The organism is Allomuricauda sp. NFXS6 (assembly GCF_040148835.1).
GTDB lineage: Bacteria > Bacteroidota > Bacteroidia > Flavobacteriales > Flavobacteriaceae > Flagellimonas.
The window spans coordinates 168,416-186,944 of sequence record NZ_JAGEMG010000006.1 but is presented as its reverse complement, the minus strand read 5'-3'; the positions used below and the strand labels follow the sequence as shown (position 1 = coordinate 186,944).

The 18,529-nt window shown below is 41.1% G+C and carries 11 protein-coding genes; 5 read left to right on the top strand and 6 right to left on the bottom strand.

What is annotated here, in order from left to right:
* Nucleotides 1-23: 23 nt before the first annotated feature.
* The 4 genes from J4E06_RS10845 to J4E06_RS10830 form a co-directional block, all read right to left on the bottom strand.
* Complete coding sequence (locus tag J4E06_RS10845) at nt 24-374, bottom strand: hypothetical protein (RefSeq protein ID WP_349523929.1); 351 nt, start codon at nt 372-374, stop codon at nt 24-26.
* 388 nt (nt 375-762) lie between these two features.
* Nucleotides 763-4,053, bottom strand: coding sequence for a VCBS repeat-containing protein (locus J4E06_RS10840; protein WP_349523928.1), 3,291 nt, complete (start codon nt 4,051-4,053; stop codon nt 763-765).
* A gap of 333 nt (nt 4,054-4,386) precedes the next feature.
* Nucleotides 4,387-6,306 (bottom strand): RagB/SusD family nutrient uptake outer membrane protein, encoded by a 1,920-nt coding sequence (locus J4E06_RS10835; protein WP_349524001.1) that lies wholly within the window; start codon nt 6,304-6,306, stop codon nt 4,387-4,389.
* 10 nt (nt 6,307-6,316) lie between these two features.
* Nucleotides 6,317-9,454, bottom strand: coding sequence for a SusC/RagA family TonB-linked outer membrane protein (locus J4E06_RS10830; protein ID WP_349523927.1), 3,138 nt, complete (start codon nt 9,452-9,454; stop codon nt 6,317-6,319).
* Between the two features lie 469 nt (nt 9,455-9,923).
* Between J4E06_RS10830 and J4E06_RS10825 the strand changes: the two genes are divergently transcribed.
* The 3 genes from J4E06_RS10825 (at nt 9,924) to J4E06_RS10815 (ending at nt 12,797) form a co-directional block, all read left to right on the top strand.
* Nucleotides 9,924-10,880 (top strand): glycoside hydrolase family 43 protein, encoded by a 957-nt coding sequence (locus J4E06_RS10825; protein ID WP_349524000.1) that lies wholly within the window; start codon nt 9,924-9,926, stop codon nt 10,878-10,880.
* Nucleotides 10,881-11,191: 311 nt separating this feature from the next.
* Entirely contained in the window at nt 11,192-11,797 is a 606-nt protein-coding gene (gene pnuC / locus J4E06_RS10820; RefSeq protein WP_349523926.1) for a nicotinamide riboside transporter PnuC, read from the top strand.
* Nucleotides 11,784-12,797, top strand: coding sequence for an acyl-CoA dehydrogenase family protein (locus J4E06_RS10815; protein ID WP_349523925.1), 1,014 nt, complete (start codon nt 11,784-11,786; stop codon nt 12,795-12,797). The genes pnuC and J4E06_RS10815 overlap by 14 nt, the downstream gene beginning before the upstream one ends.
* A gap of 58 nt (nt 12,798-12,855) precedes the next feature.
* Here the strand turns inward: J4E06_RS10815 and J4E06_RS10810 are convergent, their stop codons facing one another.
* Nucleotides 12,856-13,938: a sensor histidine kinase gene (locus J4E06_RS10810; protein WP_349523924.1), complete on the bottom strand. Its 1,083-nt coding sequence runs from the start codon at nt 13,936-13,938 to the stop codon at nt 12,856-12,858.
* 454 nt (nt 13,939-14,392) lie between these two features.
* Between J4E06_RS10810 and J4E06_RS10805 the strand changes: the two genes are divergently transcribed.
* A complete protein-coding gene (locus J4E06_RS10805) occupies nt 14,393-15,007 on the top strand; it encodes a nitroreductase family protein (protein ID WP_349523923.1) in 615 nt (204 codons plus the stop codon).
* 251 nt (nt 15,008-15,258) lie between these two features.
* Nucleotides 15,259-16,875: a carboxylesterase/lipase family protein gene (locus J4E06_RS10800; protein WP_349523922.1), complete on the top strand. Its 1,617-nt coding sequence runs from the start codon at nt 15,259-15,261 to the stop codon at nt 16,873-16,875.
* A gap of 241 nt (nt 16,876-17,116) precedes the next feature.
* Here the strand turns inward: J4E06_RS10800 and J4E06_RS10795 are convergent, their stop codons facing one another.
* Nucleotides 17,117-18,517: a Gfo/Idh/MocA family protein gene (locus tag J4E06_RS10795; RefSeq protein WP_349523921.1), complete on the bottom strand. Its 1,401-nt coding sequence runs from the start codon at nt 18,515-18,517 to the stop codon at nt 17,117-17,119.
* Nucleotides 18,518-18,529: the final 12 nt, after the last annotated feature.

Here is an 18,529-nt window from a genome sequence, read left to right as displayed (position 1 = left end):
TGGAATTTTAGTAACAAACCATCTTATGCGTTATTGTTATTTTGTTGATTTCTATGATCTAGACTGGAATTTAACCTTGCCTTGGCAACAGCATCTTGTTTGATAAGTTCGAAGTAAGCGAATTCCAATATCGGGTTTGATGTCTCCCAGTGTAAGTTATGGTTACTTTCTAAATCGATTGCGATACGTGATACGGGTCTATCAATAAAAATGGATAAACTTAAAACTGATAATCCGGATTCAGCTGATACTGCTCCGGGAACTGTTAAATCTTGCGCATTTACATCAATGAAAAACAACAAGCTCAAACAAAGTATAAGCTGTAATTTAAACCGATTATCGCTAAATAAGCATCTAAAGAAATAATTGGTCATGTTATGAAGTTTTAAATTTGCATGGTTAATTAATTTGATTACAGTAAAAAAGTATGAGTAAAAATCCCAATATTGTAAATATACATAATAAACGTTATGATGCAATCGATTGCGTAAAATTTTTGTAAAAAAATATATTTTTTTTAGCGATTGGCTTTTTCAGAAAGTGATTTTTTGAAGAGAATAAAATTTTGTTGAATTTTTAGCAATTTTCAAAGAACAAAAACACTGTCGAACGAGTGTTTCGATTAACCTATTTTTGATCATTATCTTGGGTTTTCAATGGAAAAGTATCCAAGTTGCGGCAGGAGTCAAGCTTTACAAGCTCCGACCGAACAATTTAATATTTAAGGTTAGTTAGTAGTAATCTAAATCCAAATTTAGTCCCCTAGTTAACCTTAAATACGGTTACGGGTCTGTCGTTGTTCGCTATAATGACATAAGGTTCATTTTTAATATTGACCAGCTTCATTTTTTTGGCGTTTAGGTCGTTGTAAAAATTGATGTCTTTAAATGGGTCAAAACCACCTTCAGCGCTTCCTAGCAGCACATAGCCAATGTTTGAATCGTAGCGAACGGTCTCCACTTCAGCCTCATGAATAGCGCCCGCACCAATAACGTCCATATTTCCGTCTTGATTGACATCCATAAATACAAAGGACATTGTAGGGCCCATCTGGGCTGGGTTGGGCAACGGTTTCACCTCAAAATCCCCACCTCCTTTATTCTCTAAATATACCGAGCCAAACTCAGTAACCTTTCTATGGTATGAACTTTCCAGTACATTTTCTCCATAAATATCTTCCAAAGTGGAATTTGCAAATTCTTTATAAGACTTAATTTTTTCGCTAACAAAGGGATTTTGTTGGGTAGAACATTCCTTGCCTCTGACCGGGACAAGGTTGCCTTGATAATTTTTGCTGAGGAACATATCATAATTGGCATCATCACCAAGGTTGGTACCGTAAATATGAAGTGGTTTTTCGGCAGACGGGTGAAACTTATTGTTTTTTCCCAAATTTCCAACAAAATAATCAAGGTCACCATCTTGATCAAAGTCAATTTCAGCGATAGTATTCCACCACCCAGCGGTTTGCTCCAAAGCCTTTGGTTCAGCCTTGGTATAAACACCGTCGGTATTGCTCAAAATGGTGATGGGCATCCACTCTCCGGCAACCATGAGATCTTTGTCACCATCTTGATCGTAATCGGAAAACAACAAATCATTGATAATGCCCAGATTCTTAAAATCCGGGGCAACCGATTCCGTGACATCAACAAATCGGGAGCCCTTATTTTCCAGGACATAAGAACTGGAAGGCAAGGGATATTTGCCCGGTACCACATGGCCCCCTATAAAAAGGTCCATATCCCCGTCACCATCATAGTCATGGGATTGAACGGCTTTGGTATTCGAAATGATGTTAGGCAGCCTTCTGGACCGTGTAAAATTTCCATTTCCATCGTTCAGGTACAGTCTATCCTGGAGCAAAGGGTTTCGCTCATCCAATTCATATCCACCACTGGCCACATAAAGATCTAGGTCTTTGTCGTTATCGGCATCAAAAAAATGTGCGCCTACATCTTCATATTCCTTATCGTTTTCAAAAATCGATTGGTCTAGCCTTTCAAATTTACCATTCGGTTTTTGAAGGTATATTTTCCCAGCTTGGTCCAATGCACCTCCCACAAAGAAATCATCCAAACCATCTTTGTTGATATCAGCAACAGCAAAAGCCGGTCCTTGTTGCGATTGTTTCTGAGGTAATAGCACCTGTTTTGAAAAGTCATTAAAGTTATTTTCTTCGTGCCGATAGTCAATACCCAAATCTTCGGGATGTATCCTTTGGAAATGTGTTGAAAAAGCGAGTTTGGATTCCTGAACCCCGGCTTTGGCATTTTTTTGTTGAAACGTAAGGGTCTGATTGGCTGCAATATGCTCCTGAACGGTTATATTTCCATTGCCCCAGACCACTTCAATCCGTTTTATTTCTGTTTGGTCACCAATGCCAAAATTTAAGGTAGGGGATACGGAAGATTGGTAGCCCCTTGACAAAAACAGCTCTTGATACTGATTTCCCAGATTGGTAAAAACCTTGACCTTGGTTCCGATGGCATTAAGGTTTTGCCCGTCGCCTTTGAGTTTAACATTTATAAAATTGTGCGTTGCGTTGTTTCTGTAAATACTGGCCTCATCCTCAAGATTATTGATGACCAGATCTAAATCTCCATCATTGTCCAGGTCAGCGTATGCAGCTCCATTGGAGTTTACGGTTTGCCCAAAGCCCCAATCATTGGTCGCTTTGGTAAACTCCAGTCCCCCGTCGTTTTTAAAGGCGTAGTTCTGTAATTTTTCTGACGGCATTTTATCCAAGAGTGAACCAATGGGCATATTCTTCACGGTTTCCTGTTCCGTGTCCAGGAAATTACCGAAGTCCTGGTTTGCAATTTCACGTTTAATACCATTGGTGATAAAAACGTCCTTAAAACCATCACCGTCATAGTCCGCGATAAGGGGTCCCCAACTCCAATCGGTTTTTGATACGCCGGCCAATTGGCCAATGTCACTGAAATATCCGTTCCCATTGTTCAAATTGAGCACATTGGACATATAGGGATAGTGAAAACCTGCCCTAACGATCCACCAAAACCCATTAGTGTTCATACTGGGCATATTTTGCTTGCCCCTGCTATGGTCTTCCGCAGACATGTCCAAGACCATTAAATCCGGTAAAAGGTCATTGTTGATATCGGCAATATCTGACCCCATACTGCTATAGGAAATATGCTTTAGGCGCTGATCAATCTGATTGGAAAACGTACCGTCCTTGTTATTGATATAGAGTTTGTCGGGGGTGATGAAATCGTTGGCCACAAATACATCCAACCAACCATCGTTGTTATAATCACCTATGGCGGCACTTAGGCTGAATTCCTTGTTCATGAGTCCGCTATTGATGGTAACATCGGTAAAACCGTTTCCGTCATTTCTATATAAGTGATCGGAGGTTTGGGGATAAAAATCTTGGTCTTTGAGAATGCCCTCCAAATTGATGGAATTTAAAAAATCCACCCTGTGATTGATGAGATACATATCCAAATCACCATCTTTATCGTAGTCAAAGAAATAAGCCTGTGTTGAAAAACCATCGTCATCCAGCCCCCATTTTGCGGCTTCTTCCTTAAAAGTTCCATCTTTCTGGTTGACAAAGAGTTTGTTTCTACGCAGCAAATTATTATTCAAGGAGGCAGATTTGCAGACATAAATGTCCATCCATCCGTCGTTGTTGATATCGATCATAGTCGTTCCAGTGCTCCACCCTTGGGCATCCGATACCTTGGCTGTAGCCGTAACATCCTCGAATTTAAAATCGCCCTTGTTTAAATATAGTTTATTGGATTGTTGGTTAGAGGTAAAATAGAGGTCGTCCAGCCCATCGTTATTAACGTCCCCAATCGCAACTCCTCCACCGTTATAGGTATAGTAGTAATTTAGGACATTAAAATCTGCCGTTTCCTTTACTGTGTTTTTAAAGTGAACATTGGTTTGCCCATTGTCCAGCAAACTAAAAAGAGCGGCCCCTTCCGCTTTTTTACTCTTAAGTTCATTTTTTGGATTACAGGAGGATAAAAAAATTGGAAACAAGATCAATGTCAAGATTCTTTGGGTACCCGTCATTGGAATAATATTAAGAATATCAATAGGTGTAGTGGTTTTATGTATAGGTAAAGGAATAAGCTATGTTTAATTCACGAAAATAGTTCTGAATGATTATGCAAAGTATCTACTCTCTATAGAATAGGTCATTGAACCAAGTTCCGACAATACGATAAGGTTGGATGTATTTTATCAGAAAAAAATGATAACCAACAATGGATTCCTATGGTAAAATAACCAAAACGCATTCAATTAAATTTAATACATAAAAAGGCTATCTAATATTTTTAGACAACCTTTTTACAGTAATGAAATAAAAATTAACTAAACTAACTCAAACAAACTCAAAGCTTTTTAGTATCCAGGGTTTTGATATGTATCTTTTTCAGCTTCCGTAAAATCCAAATCATCGAGTTGACTTTGTGGTATTGGCCTGAGATAATGGAATGGTTGAATAGTCCTATTCGTGGTGGTTGGACTGTGATCTGCTGCATCGTTTCCTGCAATTTCATAAGAATCTGCATATTCGTTCCATTTTTGGGTACGAACCAAATCATACCAACGATGACATTCGCCAAAATATTCCCTTGATCGCTCTGCCAAAATATAATCAATATCGATAGTGGCTGGAGTTGCTGCAGTCATAGCGGCACTATTGTCTTCAATACGCTCTTCCTGCTCTCCATTATCAAAACGCCACATACCGGCACGTGCACGGATAACATTCACCAATTCACGAGCGGTGAAGGCTCCGGTCGCACCTTTTACAGCCGCTTCGGCCGCTACAAGGTAGAATTCTGAAAATTTGGCGATGGGAAATGGTCTTGTCAATCCTGCATTTGGCTGACCTAAACCACCGTCATTGTCCGTACGGTAGGTTCCAATTTTCCAAAGACCTGGATAAAACCTTCGGTTGATCTCATTAAGGTTTATTACATAATCGGACCTGCCGGGAATTACGCCTCCGCCAATACCGCCTCCATTCACACTGTAATCCACATTGGGATTAAATTCATCCAAAAACGAAACCACAGCATCTCCAGGCTCGATTTCGAGACCGTTCGCAGCAGTAAGGCTAGGCGTTTCATCGCCTGCTCTGTCCCAGTTACCTCTATAACTGGTGACAAAGGTGCCATCGTATCGGGAGTCAATGTCCTTATCGGTAAAGGTTTCGGTCAATGCACCAATGGTAGGTGCCATACGGGTCCATGGTCTTCCATAACTTTGGCCTGCCTCACGTTGCACTGCGGCGACCCCATCAACACTGATGGTGGTATAATTGGAAGTTACCATCCATGCCGCAGTATTGGTGCCGTCCGTACCTCCAAAACCGTTTATAGGTGCACCATTGGCGATTGCGCTTCCTTCGGTTCTGTCAGAATAGAGCATCATTTCCTCGTGTCTGTCGTTGGCACCATCGTGAACGTCATAAAAATATTCCAGCAATCGGTAAGGTCCAGGATCTTGAATACCTGCTACCGCTTGGTTGTAAGCTTGTTGAAAATAAAATGCAGGACCGTTACCATCCGGATCGGTTCTTGGAGCCTCTGGATAGGTTGGTATTCCATTCGGGTTTTCCAACCACCAACCATAGGTCAAAGATGCTTTTGCCAAATATAGACGGGCGACATTTTTGGTTACCGCTCCGGTCAATCGTGGACTTTCTGGCAAACCATTTACCGCCGCAATCAAATCGGGTAAGATGGCTTTGGTATACACTTCGGGCACGGTATTTCGTACTGAAGTTCTAACCGCCGATTGATTGAATGCCAATTCGCCAGACCCTAAATCCAAAGGAACTCCTCCATAGGTCTGAACCAACAAGAAGTAGTAAAAAGCCCGGAAAAATCGAGCTTCAGCGATCAATGCATCATCCAAGCCTACGGCGCTTGCATTTTCGATGATACCGTTTGCTGTATTGATTGCAGGAAAACTGGAACCCCAAACGATTCCTACGGAAAAACCTGAATTGGAATTCAAATTTCCTTCTCCTGCAAAATCCAAATCAAAAAAGTTGTTGTCCGCACTTTGGGCGGCACAATATTCGTCTGTTCCTGTCTCCGCTAAATTCATAAAGTAAGCGAATCCATAAATGTCACGCATGGTTTCATATAAAAATGTCAAACCACCCTGAACACCAAGCTCTGTTGTGAAAAACTCAGGGGTCAACACACCCCTTGGTTCTTCCTCCAGGATATCTTTTGTACACGACCCTATGAACAGTGCAATGGATAGGACTGCCGTTGTTAAAACTTTTCTATTCATCCTTTTCATCATGTATTTTTTAAAATGTTATGTTTAATCCTAAAATAAAATTTCTTGTAGTCGGTGCATTTGAACCAACTGTTGGGATACCATCGGAGATATTACCAGTATCAACGGCCACGTTTTGACGTGTTCCGTCAGGATTGGTTCCAGAGTTGGTTTCTGGATCTAAACCGGATTCATCGTGAAATGGTGAAAACAGTACAAAGGGATTTTGCACGGTGGCATAGAGGCGAAGACTCTTGAATCCTGCATCCGACATTAACTTTTGGTCAAAATTGTAGCCCAATGTAATAGCGCGAAACTTTAAATAAGACCCATCAAAATAACCCAAAGTACTTGCGTATTTTTGATTGTCTCCACTTTGAATTCCACCTGGAGCAGGGTATTTGGCATCGGTGTTTGTTGGTGTCCAGTAGTCTACATCCACGTTATTTCTTCTACCGGTCAATAAGTTAAGATAGCCGGCTGATGAATACAGTGTACTCACGAGAATACCCCCGCTTTGGAAAGCACCGATCACATTTAAATCCCAGTTTTTGTAGGCCAATCGTGTATTGAAACCACCCAGAAAATCGGGTTGGGGATCTTGCACAATTCTATCATCAGGATCAACTGCTCTAACAGGCGAGCCGTCCTCATTGAATTCCCCGGTATATCTTACTCTGATCATACCTTCATTACCGCCTGGTTCAAACTGGTCCAAATATTCAAAACCTGGATCGTCCTGATTCCAAAGCCCCAATCTTTCGTAGTCAAAGATCACATTGATCGGGGATCCGACAAACCAAAGGTTTCCTTCATCTCTTTCAACCCCAGAGGCCAATGCGGTAATTTTGTTTCTGTTTCTATAGGCGTTAAATCCAATATCCCAAGAAAATCCATCGGGATTATCAAAAATAGTTGCGTTAAGTGCAACTTCAATACCTTTGTTCTCCGTATCACCAATGTTTCTTGTTGTAAAGCCCACACCTGAAGATTCAGGCAGTCCTACTCCGAGCAAGATATCTTTGGTCTGGGTCACGTAGTATTCGACACTACCGGAGAGACGATTGTTGAACAAACCGAAATCCAAACCGTAGTTAAAGGTCTCGGAAAACTCCCATCCCAAATCCGGAGCGGGTAGCTGATTTACAAATGCACCCGTGGTATAGGTCTCACCAAAGTTGTAGTTGACCAAGCTTAACGCACCTTGTACTGAATAAGGGGCTATGGCCTGGTTGGAGGTTTCTCCATAACCTGCTCTAAATTTTAATTGGTTTACCCAATCCACATTTTCCATAAAGGATTCGTTGGCAACATTCCACCCCACGGACATTGCGGGATAGGTAAAGTACTTATTTCCGGGCGCCAATCTTGAGGACCCGTCGGTACGAAGGGTTGCCGTGAATAGATAACGGTTGTCATATTGGTACAATACCCTTGCCATATATGACAGTAATCCCGTCTCAGAGAATCCGGTACCATATCTGGTGAGGTCTTCGGCAAGTATCACATCATCATCCAGCTGGTACCATAAAGAAGATTCATTGGGAATATTCTGGGCAGCATAACCAATATTGTCAAACTGGGTTTTTTGGGCAGAGAACAATCCAACAAAATTGACTTGATGCTTGCCAAAGGTTTTGTCGTACAACAGTTGGTTCTCAATTACATAATCACGTGTAAAGGATGCATCATAACTTGCTGTGGATGGATTGGTTGGATTAAAGTTAAATACACCTTGTCCGGTAAAATTACCATCCCTTGAGGCACGATAGTTCAAACCGATGTTCAAACGATATTTCAGACCATCGACACCGGGTATCTTCACCTCACCATAAATGTTGTTGTAGGTACCAAAGTCGAGCTGCTCATTGGCTCGCCCTTTTCCAATACGTCTAATCTCATTTCTTGTGGGGTACCATACATCATCGGCTTGGGTTTGCAATCGAACCGATTCCAAATAGTTTCCATTTTCATCAAAAGGACTCAATAATGGCGAAGCATCCAATGCAGGACCCACAATGCCGCTGGTTTCACTAAAATTGGTGACCGAGTTTACTCCAAAACGGAGCCAATCACCAACATTCTGGTCGATTTGTACTCGTAAGGAGTATCTATCAAAAGAATCCCCGGGCAACACCGAAGTTTCTTTGAAATAACCTAAACCAATATTGTAAGAACCGTTTTCGGTACCTCCTTTAATACTAAAATCGTGTGCGGTTTGCAAACCAGTACCATATAGTTGGTCTTGCCAATCGGTATCGTTCCCCAAAAATTCGTCTCCTCCCAAATTAAAAATAGGGACACCACCATTGTTTGCCGCTACATCAGCGCGCAATTGAATCAATTGGGCGGCATTCATCATTGGGAATTTAGCAAATACTTGCTTTGATGCATAATAGGTATTGTAGGAGACAGTTGCCTTTTGGCCTTTGGTACCGGACTTTGTGGTAATCAAGATAACACCGTTCGCTCCTCGAGAACCATAAATGGCTGTTGCAGAAGCATCCTTTAAGATATCTAGACTTTCAATGTCATTTGGATTGATGTCGTTGAGTCCACCGGAAAAAGGGATACCGTTCAGAACAACCAAAGGATTGTTGTCTGCTGAGAGGGAACGCGTGCCACGAATACGTATTTGCGGTGCGGCCCCGGGTCTGGTGCTTGTTGTGGTAATGTTGACCCCGGCAGCTCGCCCTTGAAGCGCTTGTTGAAAGTTACCTGCTTGCACTTCGTTCAAATTGTCTCCTTTAATGGAAACCACCGAACCCGTTACGGATTCTTTCCTTTGGGTACCGTAACCTATTACAACCACCTCATCTAGTTTTTGGGTGTCTTCTGCCAATTGAACATTGATGGATGATCTTCCGTTGACTGCAATCGTTTGAGTAACGAATCCAAGATAACGAAACTCCAAGGTGGCATTGGATGCTGCTTCCAATGTATAGTTCCCGTCAAAGTCCGTTGATGTCCCGTTTGTTGTGTTTTGTACAAGTACGCTTACCCCGGGAATAGGCGTGCCAGATTCATCCGAAACCGTTCCGGATACCGTAATGGTATTCTGTGCAAATGCAGTGGTACAAAAAACAAACAACAAAAAGCTTGTTAGATACAAATGCAGCGGAGAGGACCATTTGCTATTTGTAAAAACAAAAAATGATTTTTTAGTCATGTTACTAAGTTTTGATTTTGTTTAGTTATTTAATTCTATTATGGCAAAAAAGAGCGCTCAATATTTAGAATGTGATAAATATACATAATATATTGATTAACGCAATCGGTTGCGTTAAAAAATTGCAAATTGTTGAAAAATTATTGATCTTGCTAAAGAATAAATATTTAACCTATTGTAAATCAGTTTATTTTTATTGTATCATGTTTTAAGCAAACGATTGTTTGTGCTCTAGAAGTTATATTTTTAACATTTTAATGCTGAAATTTTTATGAAAAATGTAGTTAGTTACCTCAAAGTATTCCAAAATGGTGGTGTAAATAGAGTTTTTTTATCATTTGCACTTGTTTTTTCCGTAATCGGTTGCAAACCCAAAAAGGAGCGGCCCGCCGAAAGCCAGAAAGTAGCAGAAGAGGTAGTTGATACCATCGGAACCACACCGGAACAGGTGTATCTGTTGACGACCGATATGTATACCGCTGATCCTTCTGCACATGTTTTTAATGGTAAACTCTACGTATATCCATCCCATGACTTTGAATCTGGGATACCGGAAGATGATCTTGGGAGTCATTTTAATATGGAAGATTATCACGTTTTTTCCATGGATAGCGTTGGGGGAGAGGTAACCGACCATGGTTTGGCGCTACATATTGATGATGTGCCTTGGGCAGGAAGGCAAATGTGGGCGCCCGACGCCGCCAAGAAAGGCGATGAATACTTTTTGTACTTTCCGGTCAAGGACAAAGAAGATATCTTCCATATCGGAGTGGCAATAAGCAAAAATCCAGAAGGTCCATTTGAGGCCATGGACAATCCCATTGAAGGAAGTTACAGTATGGACCCCGCGGTTTTTGAAGATACCGATGGCAAATACTATATGTACTTTGGAGGTATTTGGGGCGGACAATTACAACAATGGGATCAAGGTGAGTACCTCGGAGAAGATCGGTACCCGGCGGATGATGAACCGGCACTTGCGCCAAAGGTGGCACTGATGGGCGATGATATGGTCAGTTTTGCCGAAGAACCCAAAGATGTACTGGTTTTGGACGAAAAAGGCGATCCCATAGTTACAGGTGATAACGACCGCCGTTTTTTTGAAGCTGCGTGGGTCCATAAATATGATGGTAAATACTATTTGTCCTATTCCACGGGCGACACACATAATATAGTCTATGCGATAGGGGATAGCCCATATGGACCATTTACTTACAAAGGGGTAATATTAGATCCTGTTTTAGGCTGGACCAATCATCATTCCATTGTAAAATATCAAGGGAAATGGTGGTTGTTTTTTCACGATAGTTCCATGTCAGGTGGAAAGACACACCTGAGAAGCGTAAAAATGACCGAGCTTACCCATAATCCTGATGGTAGCATAAAAAGATTGAACGCCTTTGTGGAAGCAGAATCGAATAAATAAATTATCCTTCGGTCTCATATTTAAATAAACATACGAAGCTCCCGGCCAATTTTGGCTTGGAGCTTTTTGATTTTCCCTAGAAAAGAGCCCCCGGTTTTTATACTTTATTAGGATTTTTCAAAAACCTATTACAATTACATACCTTTGTCTTTGTAATGGGGTGCCCATATTTTTTAGGCTGAGATTATACCCGGAAGCTTATCGCTTCACACCTGATCCAGGTAATACTGGCGTAGGGATTTTAGCAGGCTTGTCCTGACTGTTTTCCAATTTGGGTATCCCATTGATTGTAAATTTTAAGGATTGCTCAAATGCATATGGAATTTCTTTCACAACTTACCTTACTGCAATGGCTGGGAACTATTTTTGGTGTACTCCAAGTTCTTTTGGCAAGGCAAAATAACATTCATAATTACCTTTTTGGCATGGTTGCCATTTTAATCAGTATTTGGGTATTGTACCAATCCCAATTATATGCCGATATCTTGCTCAATCTCTATTATTTGGCAATGAGTATTTACGGTTGGTTTTATTGGAAGAGTGGAAAGCAAAAAAAGGAAGCTCCCATTTCTTATTCAAGCCAAAAAGAACATAAAATTGCTGTTGGCATTGTATTGGGATGCTTCGTTCTGATGGCTTATTGGTTGGAGCAACATACCGATTCCGATGTGCCCTATTGGGATGCCGTGGTATGTGCCTTTGCATGGGCAGGTATGTGGTTGATGGCCAAGCGCAAAATAGAGAATTGGATTTATTTGAACATTAGTAATCTTATATCCGTACCGCTTTTGATTTATAAGGAACTTTATATCTACGCCGGATTAACGGCTTTTTTGTTTGCGGTAGCTGTTTCGGGATATATCAAATGGAAAAAAATAATTGCACAAAAAAGAGACAAAACTTATGCGGGTGCCTAAACAGTTAAATTGGGAAGAAAAGGAGTTTGATGCAGAAGTTTTGGATTGGATTGCCCAACAAAACTTATGGAACCTTTGGGTGCCGAAAACCTATGGCGGACTGGAAATGACTTTGCCCGAAGGTTTGGTAAAGCTGAGGTCCTTGGCACAAATGGATGGAAGCCTTGGATGGACCGTAACCCTGTGCAGTGGCGCCAATTTCTTTATTGGAAATTTACAAAAAGAGGTTGCCGATGAAATTTTTCATAATCCGGAAAGGCCCGTATGCTTCGGTGGGAGCGGCGGTGTTTTTGGAACGGCTGAGAAACAGGGGGAAGGGTACATTATTTCAGGTATATGGAAATATGCCACTGGAGCACCATATCTGACACACTTTACCTTGAATGCAAAAATCCAGAAAGGGGGCAAGGATGTACTTCAAGCAGATGGCACTCCCACGGTTCGTTCATTTGTATTGGGAAAGGACGATGTCGAGATAATCAAGGACTGGAATACCATGGGGTTAAAAGCCACGGCAACACATTCTTTCAGGATAGATTCAAAATGGGTGCACGGAAAATACAGTTTTGTTTACAATGAACTTTATCAGCCCCATACCATTTTTAAAGTCCCTTTTTCCGTTTTTGCGGATTTGACCTTATGGGCGAATTATATCGGAATGGCATGGCATTTTTTAGAAGAAGGACGTAAGGTGCTGCGAACCCATAAATCTTTGACCGAGCTTGAAAACACAATCAAATCCTCAGATAAATTGATGATGGACTATGCGGGTCAAATACAAGGACAAATAGGGAAAAGTGCGACGTTTTCAGAAACCTTTATAAAAAAGGTGCATAGAAAAGCATCGGAGTCCGTAATGTCGCTATCCCATGCCATTATTGAGGCCTACCCTATATTGGGTATTTATGCAAGTAAAGAGGCACACAGGTTGAACCAAATTTTTAAGGACTATTTTACGGCAACACAACATCATATTTTTAGGGAAGGTACACAAAGCTGAATAGTCATCTTTTGTTGATGTTTCACTTTCAAGTAAAAATTGAAGTTTTTCGGCAGATTCAATCCTTAAACCGGATAACGAAAGTGGTTCCTTGGTTGACTTGGCTATCCACGGAAATACTTCCTCCAAGGCTGGTAACCTGCTCGTGGACCAAATATAGCCCAACACCTTTGCTATCTTCGTTGCCGTGGAATTTTTCGTTCAATTTAAAGATAAGACTGCCCACCTTCTCCATATCAAAGCCAAGTCCATTGTCCTTATAGATCAGTTTTTTTTCTCCATTTTCCTGAGAGGTGCTAATCGATATGATCGGCGGAACATTTGGCCGAGAATATTTAATGGAATTGGTGATTAAATTCAAAAAAACACTTTCCAGGTAGATATTTTTGAAATTTACGCTGGCCAAAGCGCCAAAATCTATTCGAAATGTAACTCCAGCTCGTTGTATCAAAGAACTTATGGAACCTTGCACTTTGTCGAGGACTTTTTTAAAATCGACCTCCTCCAGTTCTGTATCCGGCAAGTCGGATGCTTTGTAAGAGTCGATATAGGCGTTCAAGGTATTTTTTAACCCTTCGGTCGAAAGTTTTATTAAACTGAGTATTTCCTTGGTCTCCGTATCATCTATTTTTCTCAAATCCAATAAGTTGGCGAGGGACATAATATTGTTCAGTGGAGACCTAAGGTCATGAGAAGCACTGTAATTCTGGTATTTAAGTTTTTCATTGACCTTTGAAAGCTGGCTTAAATGTAAAATACGCTCTTTCTCAAGTGTCTTAGTATGCGTAATATCTTTGGCTATAGCGTAGATCAACCGTTTGCTTTCCAATGGTATGGATGTCCAATGCAGCCATACAATGGCCCCTGATTTACATACATATCTGTTTTCAAAATCCACAAGTGGAACATTGTTTTTCAGTCTTTCCCTAAAGGAGGCTGTTCGTTCCCTGTCCTCGGGATGAATGAATTCGGAAATTAATTTTGATTTCAGTTCCTCTTCGGTGTATCCCAAAAGCTTTATGAGAGCAGGATTTATTTTTACAAAATACCCATCGTAGTTTGCGATGCACAAACAATCCATGGATTGGTCAAAAAATGGTTTTAATTGGGGGTTCATTGGTTTGTTAAAGGTATTTTTCATTCTACTTTCCCTTTAAGGGAAAAACAGGATAGGTTTGATTTAGATGCGTTATAGGTTCCATATCTGGAATAATAATAAGACATCCAGTCTCTCATACAAATGGCTACAATATAGGGTAAAACTGAAATATGATGAGTATAAATTGAAGTGTATTAATATGACCTTGGTTTATTTAATCTTTGGAATTACAGCAGTTGTCTCCCTAGATAATCAGATTGCGTTATAGATTCTGCAAAAGATGGACGGTCCATTCGTTAATCGACCAATTCAGGGTAATCGTTCTAATTTACAAAAGAACGTAGGGCAAAGAATAATGGGAGGAGTCTGAATATGCGTAAAGTGGTTGGAGGAGTCTTCTAATCCAGACCAAAAAATCAATAGCGTTAAAATAACACGCAATTGAGGTAACTGATGATGGATTATACACGTATACTTGAGAAAACTAAAATTTTATATGATACTGACGACTGAAGAAGACCAAATTAGATTAGGAAACATAGCGGACAACGATTACGAAATTTATGCGCTGCTCAAACAGCGTTACAGTCCAAGAATTTTTAAAGAAGAAAAGATAGATTCCGAACAAATCAAACAATTGTTTGAAGCGGCAAGATGGTCTGCTAGTTCGTTTAACCGACAACCATGGAGATTTGTTTATGCTGAAAAAGGTTCCAAAGAATACGACAAGATGGTGGATTGCCTAAGCGAATTCAACCAATCTTGGGCTGTTAATGCACCAATGTTGATGTTGGCCATTTATAAAGAAAACACAGATGACGGAAAAGAGAACTTCCACGCTTTGCACGACTTGGGTCTATGCTTGGGAAATATGACCGTACAGGCCCAATATATGGACATAGCCCTGCACCATATGGCTGGAGTGGATTGGAAAAAGGCCCAGAAAAGTTTTAATGTCCCCAAAGGCTATCACGTATCTTCAGCAATAGCCTTGGGTTATTATGGAGGCGATATTGAAGATCTCTCAGACGACTTACAGGAGAATGAAACGACAAAACGAACCAGAATCCCGCAAAAGGATTTTGTCTTTAAAGGAAAATGGAAAGACTAAGTATTTTCTCTACAAATGAATTTAATTATGATTTGGCCCCTAAGGTTTTTACCTTGGGGCTTTATTTTTTGACGGCTCTTTACGAAGAACAAGGTTTCATAACACCTTGTTCAAGTTAAGAAACAACTAGTTACGGAGCTAAATGTTATATGGGTAAAATATCCAAAATCAAAATAGTATTTTACTGCGTAGATTCTGGATTACAGGAAAACTAAATTCTCGATACAAAAACAATAACTAAACAAACTAAAATGAAATTAAAAACAACACTCTTTTTATCCCTAGTTGTAATTGGGATGAGTTCTTTGCAGGCACAAACTGAAGTTGTAACCGGAGCAGATGTTGCGGTGACCGATACCGAATCGGGGAAAGTCCGCGGATTTATCCAAAATGGAATTTATACCTACAAAGGGATTCCCTACGCAACCGCAGAACGCTTTATGCCAGCAAAAAAAGTGGAACCTTGGGAAGGGGTAAGAAGTTCAACAATGTACGGCCCGGTTGCTCCCTTAATGACACCGACTACACAGGTTCAGGATGAGCCTGAATTTGTTTTTGATCACGATTGGGGCTACACCAGCGAAGATTGTCTTCGACTCAACATTTGGACCCCGAGCATTGATGATAATAAAAAAAGACCCGTACTTTTTTGGATGCACGGTGGTGGATTTACAGCAGGATCTAGCCAAGAACTGCCATCGTATGATGGAGAAAACCTTAATAATAAGGGAGATGTTGTCGTAGTTTCCATTAATCATAGATTAAACATATTGGGTTTTCTGGATCTATCTGCCTATGATGAGAAATACAAACACACTCCAAACAACAGTATGTTGGACATTGTTTCCGCATTGGATTGGGTAAAAGCCAATATTTCCAACTTTGGCGGGGATCCAAACAATATCACGATTTTTGGTCAGTCAGGGGGAGGGGCCAAAGTAAATACCCTGATGGCCATGCCACGGGCCAAAGGATTGTTCCACAAGGCGATAAATCAAAGTGGTTCGTTCAGGGGAAGTTTGTCCAAAAAGGAGACCACAAGGGCCATTGCAGCCGAGGTGTTGAACCAACTTTCGTTGTCCGAAGACCAAGTGGACAGTCTTCAGACCATCCCGTTTGATAAATTAAGCGCAGCGGGAACCGCAGCCTTGCAAAAAGTAGCCGAGCAAATGAATGCCAAAGGCATTGTTCCTGTGGGGTTGAGTCTCAATTGGGGACCGAGTATGGATGGGAATGTGCTACCACACGATTTAATGTCCGATGAAGCATTCGAACTTTCCAAAGATATTCCCTTGATGTTGGGCACTACCAAGAATGAATTTACGCCATTTATGAACGGTCGTTTTTTCCAAGCATCCGAAGAAGAAGTGATGGCGCATATCAAAGAAACCTACAAGGACAGGGCAGACGATTATGTGGCCGCGGTTAAAAAAGCATATCCAAATGACACCAGACCATCCGATTTATTGGATATTGATGCTACTTTTAGACCTGGAGCCGTTTTCCAGGCCAACAAAAAATCCCAATTGGAGGATGCTGCGCCCGTTTACATGTTTATGTTTACTTGGCAATCCCCAGTTTTTGATGGAAAATACAAAGCGTTGCACTGTATGGAACTTCCATTTGTATTCGATAATGTGGAACGAGCCAGGCAAATGACCGGCGGAGGTGAAAAAGCCCATATACTTGCGGATAAAATGAGCAGTGCTTGGATCAATTTCGCGAAGAAAGGAAACCCGAACCACAATGGGTTACCACAGTGGCCGGAGTACAATCCGGAAAACACATCAACTATGTTTTTTGACAATACCTGTGAGGTAAAGCCACAGCACGACAAAGAATTTTTGGCTTTGATGGCAGATATGTAGAATAATACAATGGGCGACGGAGTTATTACGGAAAATTAATCTGCACATTATATTTGGCGCGTTTTTTCTGTTAACTCCCCAAGAACTAAAAAAAGGATGATTATTCATTTTGCTGATTGCACGGCTTGTGCTGCGCTTCAGACGGAATAATCATCCCCTTTATTTTCAGGTTTGTTTTTGGAATGGAAATATGTTCATTCCATTACCAAACTGTTGTTACTAAAAATGTCCGACATTTTCTTTAAACCAATTTCATTTGTATGGGATCCCAGGTCATTATTTTTTTATCAAAATAACTGGTGTTGCAAGCTAGTGCAGGAGCCGCTGCCCTAAAACCAAATTCAGCATCTTCCACCACTTTTTTTCCTGATCTAATTGCATCAAAGAAGTTGGTAAAATGCTCCAAATGGGCACTATAGCCCTCAGGCGCTTTATATATTACATCGCCTTTTGGGTGTTTCTTTTGTTGCGCTTCGGTCCATTTGGCATTATAATCGGCTTTCATTCGGTTTTGCATTTCTTCTGGAAAGGTAAACACAGAGTCGTACCCTCCAAAACCGGGGGCTTCCGGCATTTTGCTGTACCCAACGGTGATGTCGTTCCCGTTTATGGTGATGGTTCCTTCAGAACCTATCAATTGAATGATTTCTTGTCCTCCCGTTCCACTAACAAAGTTTACCTGAAGATTTAATTGAAATGCCGGGTGCTCTGTGCTTTTTGGGTATTGCATCACACCGGACATCACATCGGGCATATTTCTACCATCGTTCCAGTAACTAAATTGCCCTGTACTGTAAATATCCTCAGGGCCTTTGGAATTCGTAATAAAATGGGTCCCGCTCAATAAATGGATGTAAAGGTCTCCTGCCACACCTGTTCCAAATTCTTTGTAAGCTCTCCACCAAAAGAATTTTTTGGCATCAAACTCCATTTTGTCGGTTACCTCGATAAAAGTGTCCCAATCCGTGGTTTCCGGGCTGGCATCATCTGGAATGGTATATTGCCAAGCACCGATGGAGCTTTGACGGTCCCAAGCGGCTTTCACCATATTGAGCTCTCCAATCTCTCCGTCGGCTAAAAGCTCCTTGGCTTTGGCGTAGCCAACGCTACTTACTCGTTGGCTGCCTATCTGAACTACTTTGCCCGATTTTTCGGCAGCTTTCATCATAGGGTAGCCTTCCTCAATTTTGTGCATCATCGGTTTCTCCAGGTACACATGCTTTCCTTTGGCCAAAGCATCGAGGGTTATCCTTGAGTGCCAAACATCCGTTGTGCATATCAAGACGGCATCAATATCATCTTGGTTTAGCAGCTCTTTGTAGCTTCTGGTAACAAACAGATCTTTTCCAAACTCTTCTTGGGCTCGCGTTAATCTACCTTTGTACAGATCGCATATGCCCGCAAGTTCGACCCCGGGAACTTGTAGGGCGGTGTTCAGGTCAAAATGCCCTTGCACACCGTATCCGATTACACCGATTCTTACAGTATCGTTATTGGAAAATCCTTTTTCATATCGCAAGATGCGCTCTTCAGCCTTTTCTTGCGCCGCAAAAGATGCGAACGGGGTTGCTGCCGAAGCCAAGGTGGTGGCTCCAATTTGACGTAAAAATTTTCTTCTTTTATTCAAATTATCTTTCTTCATCAATTCTTGATC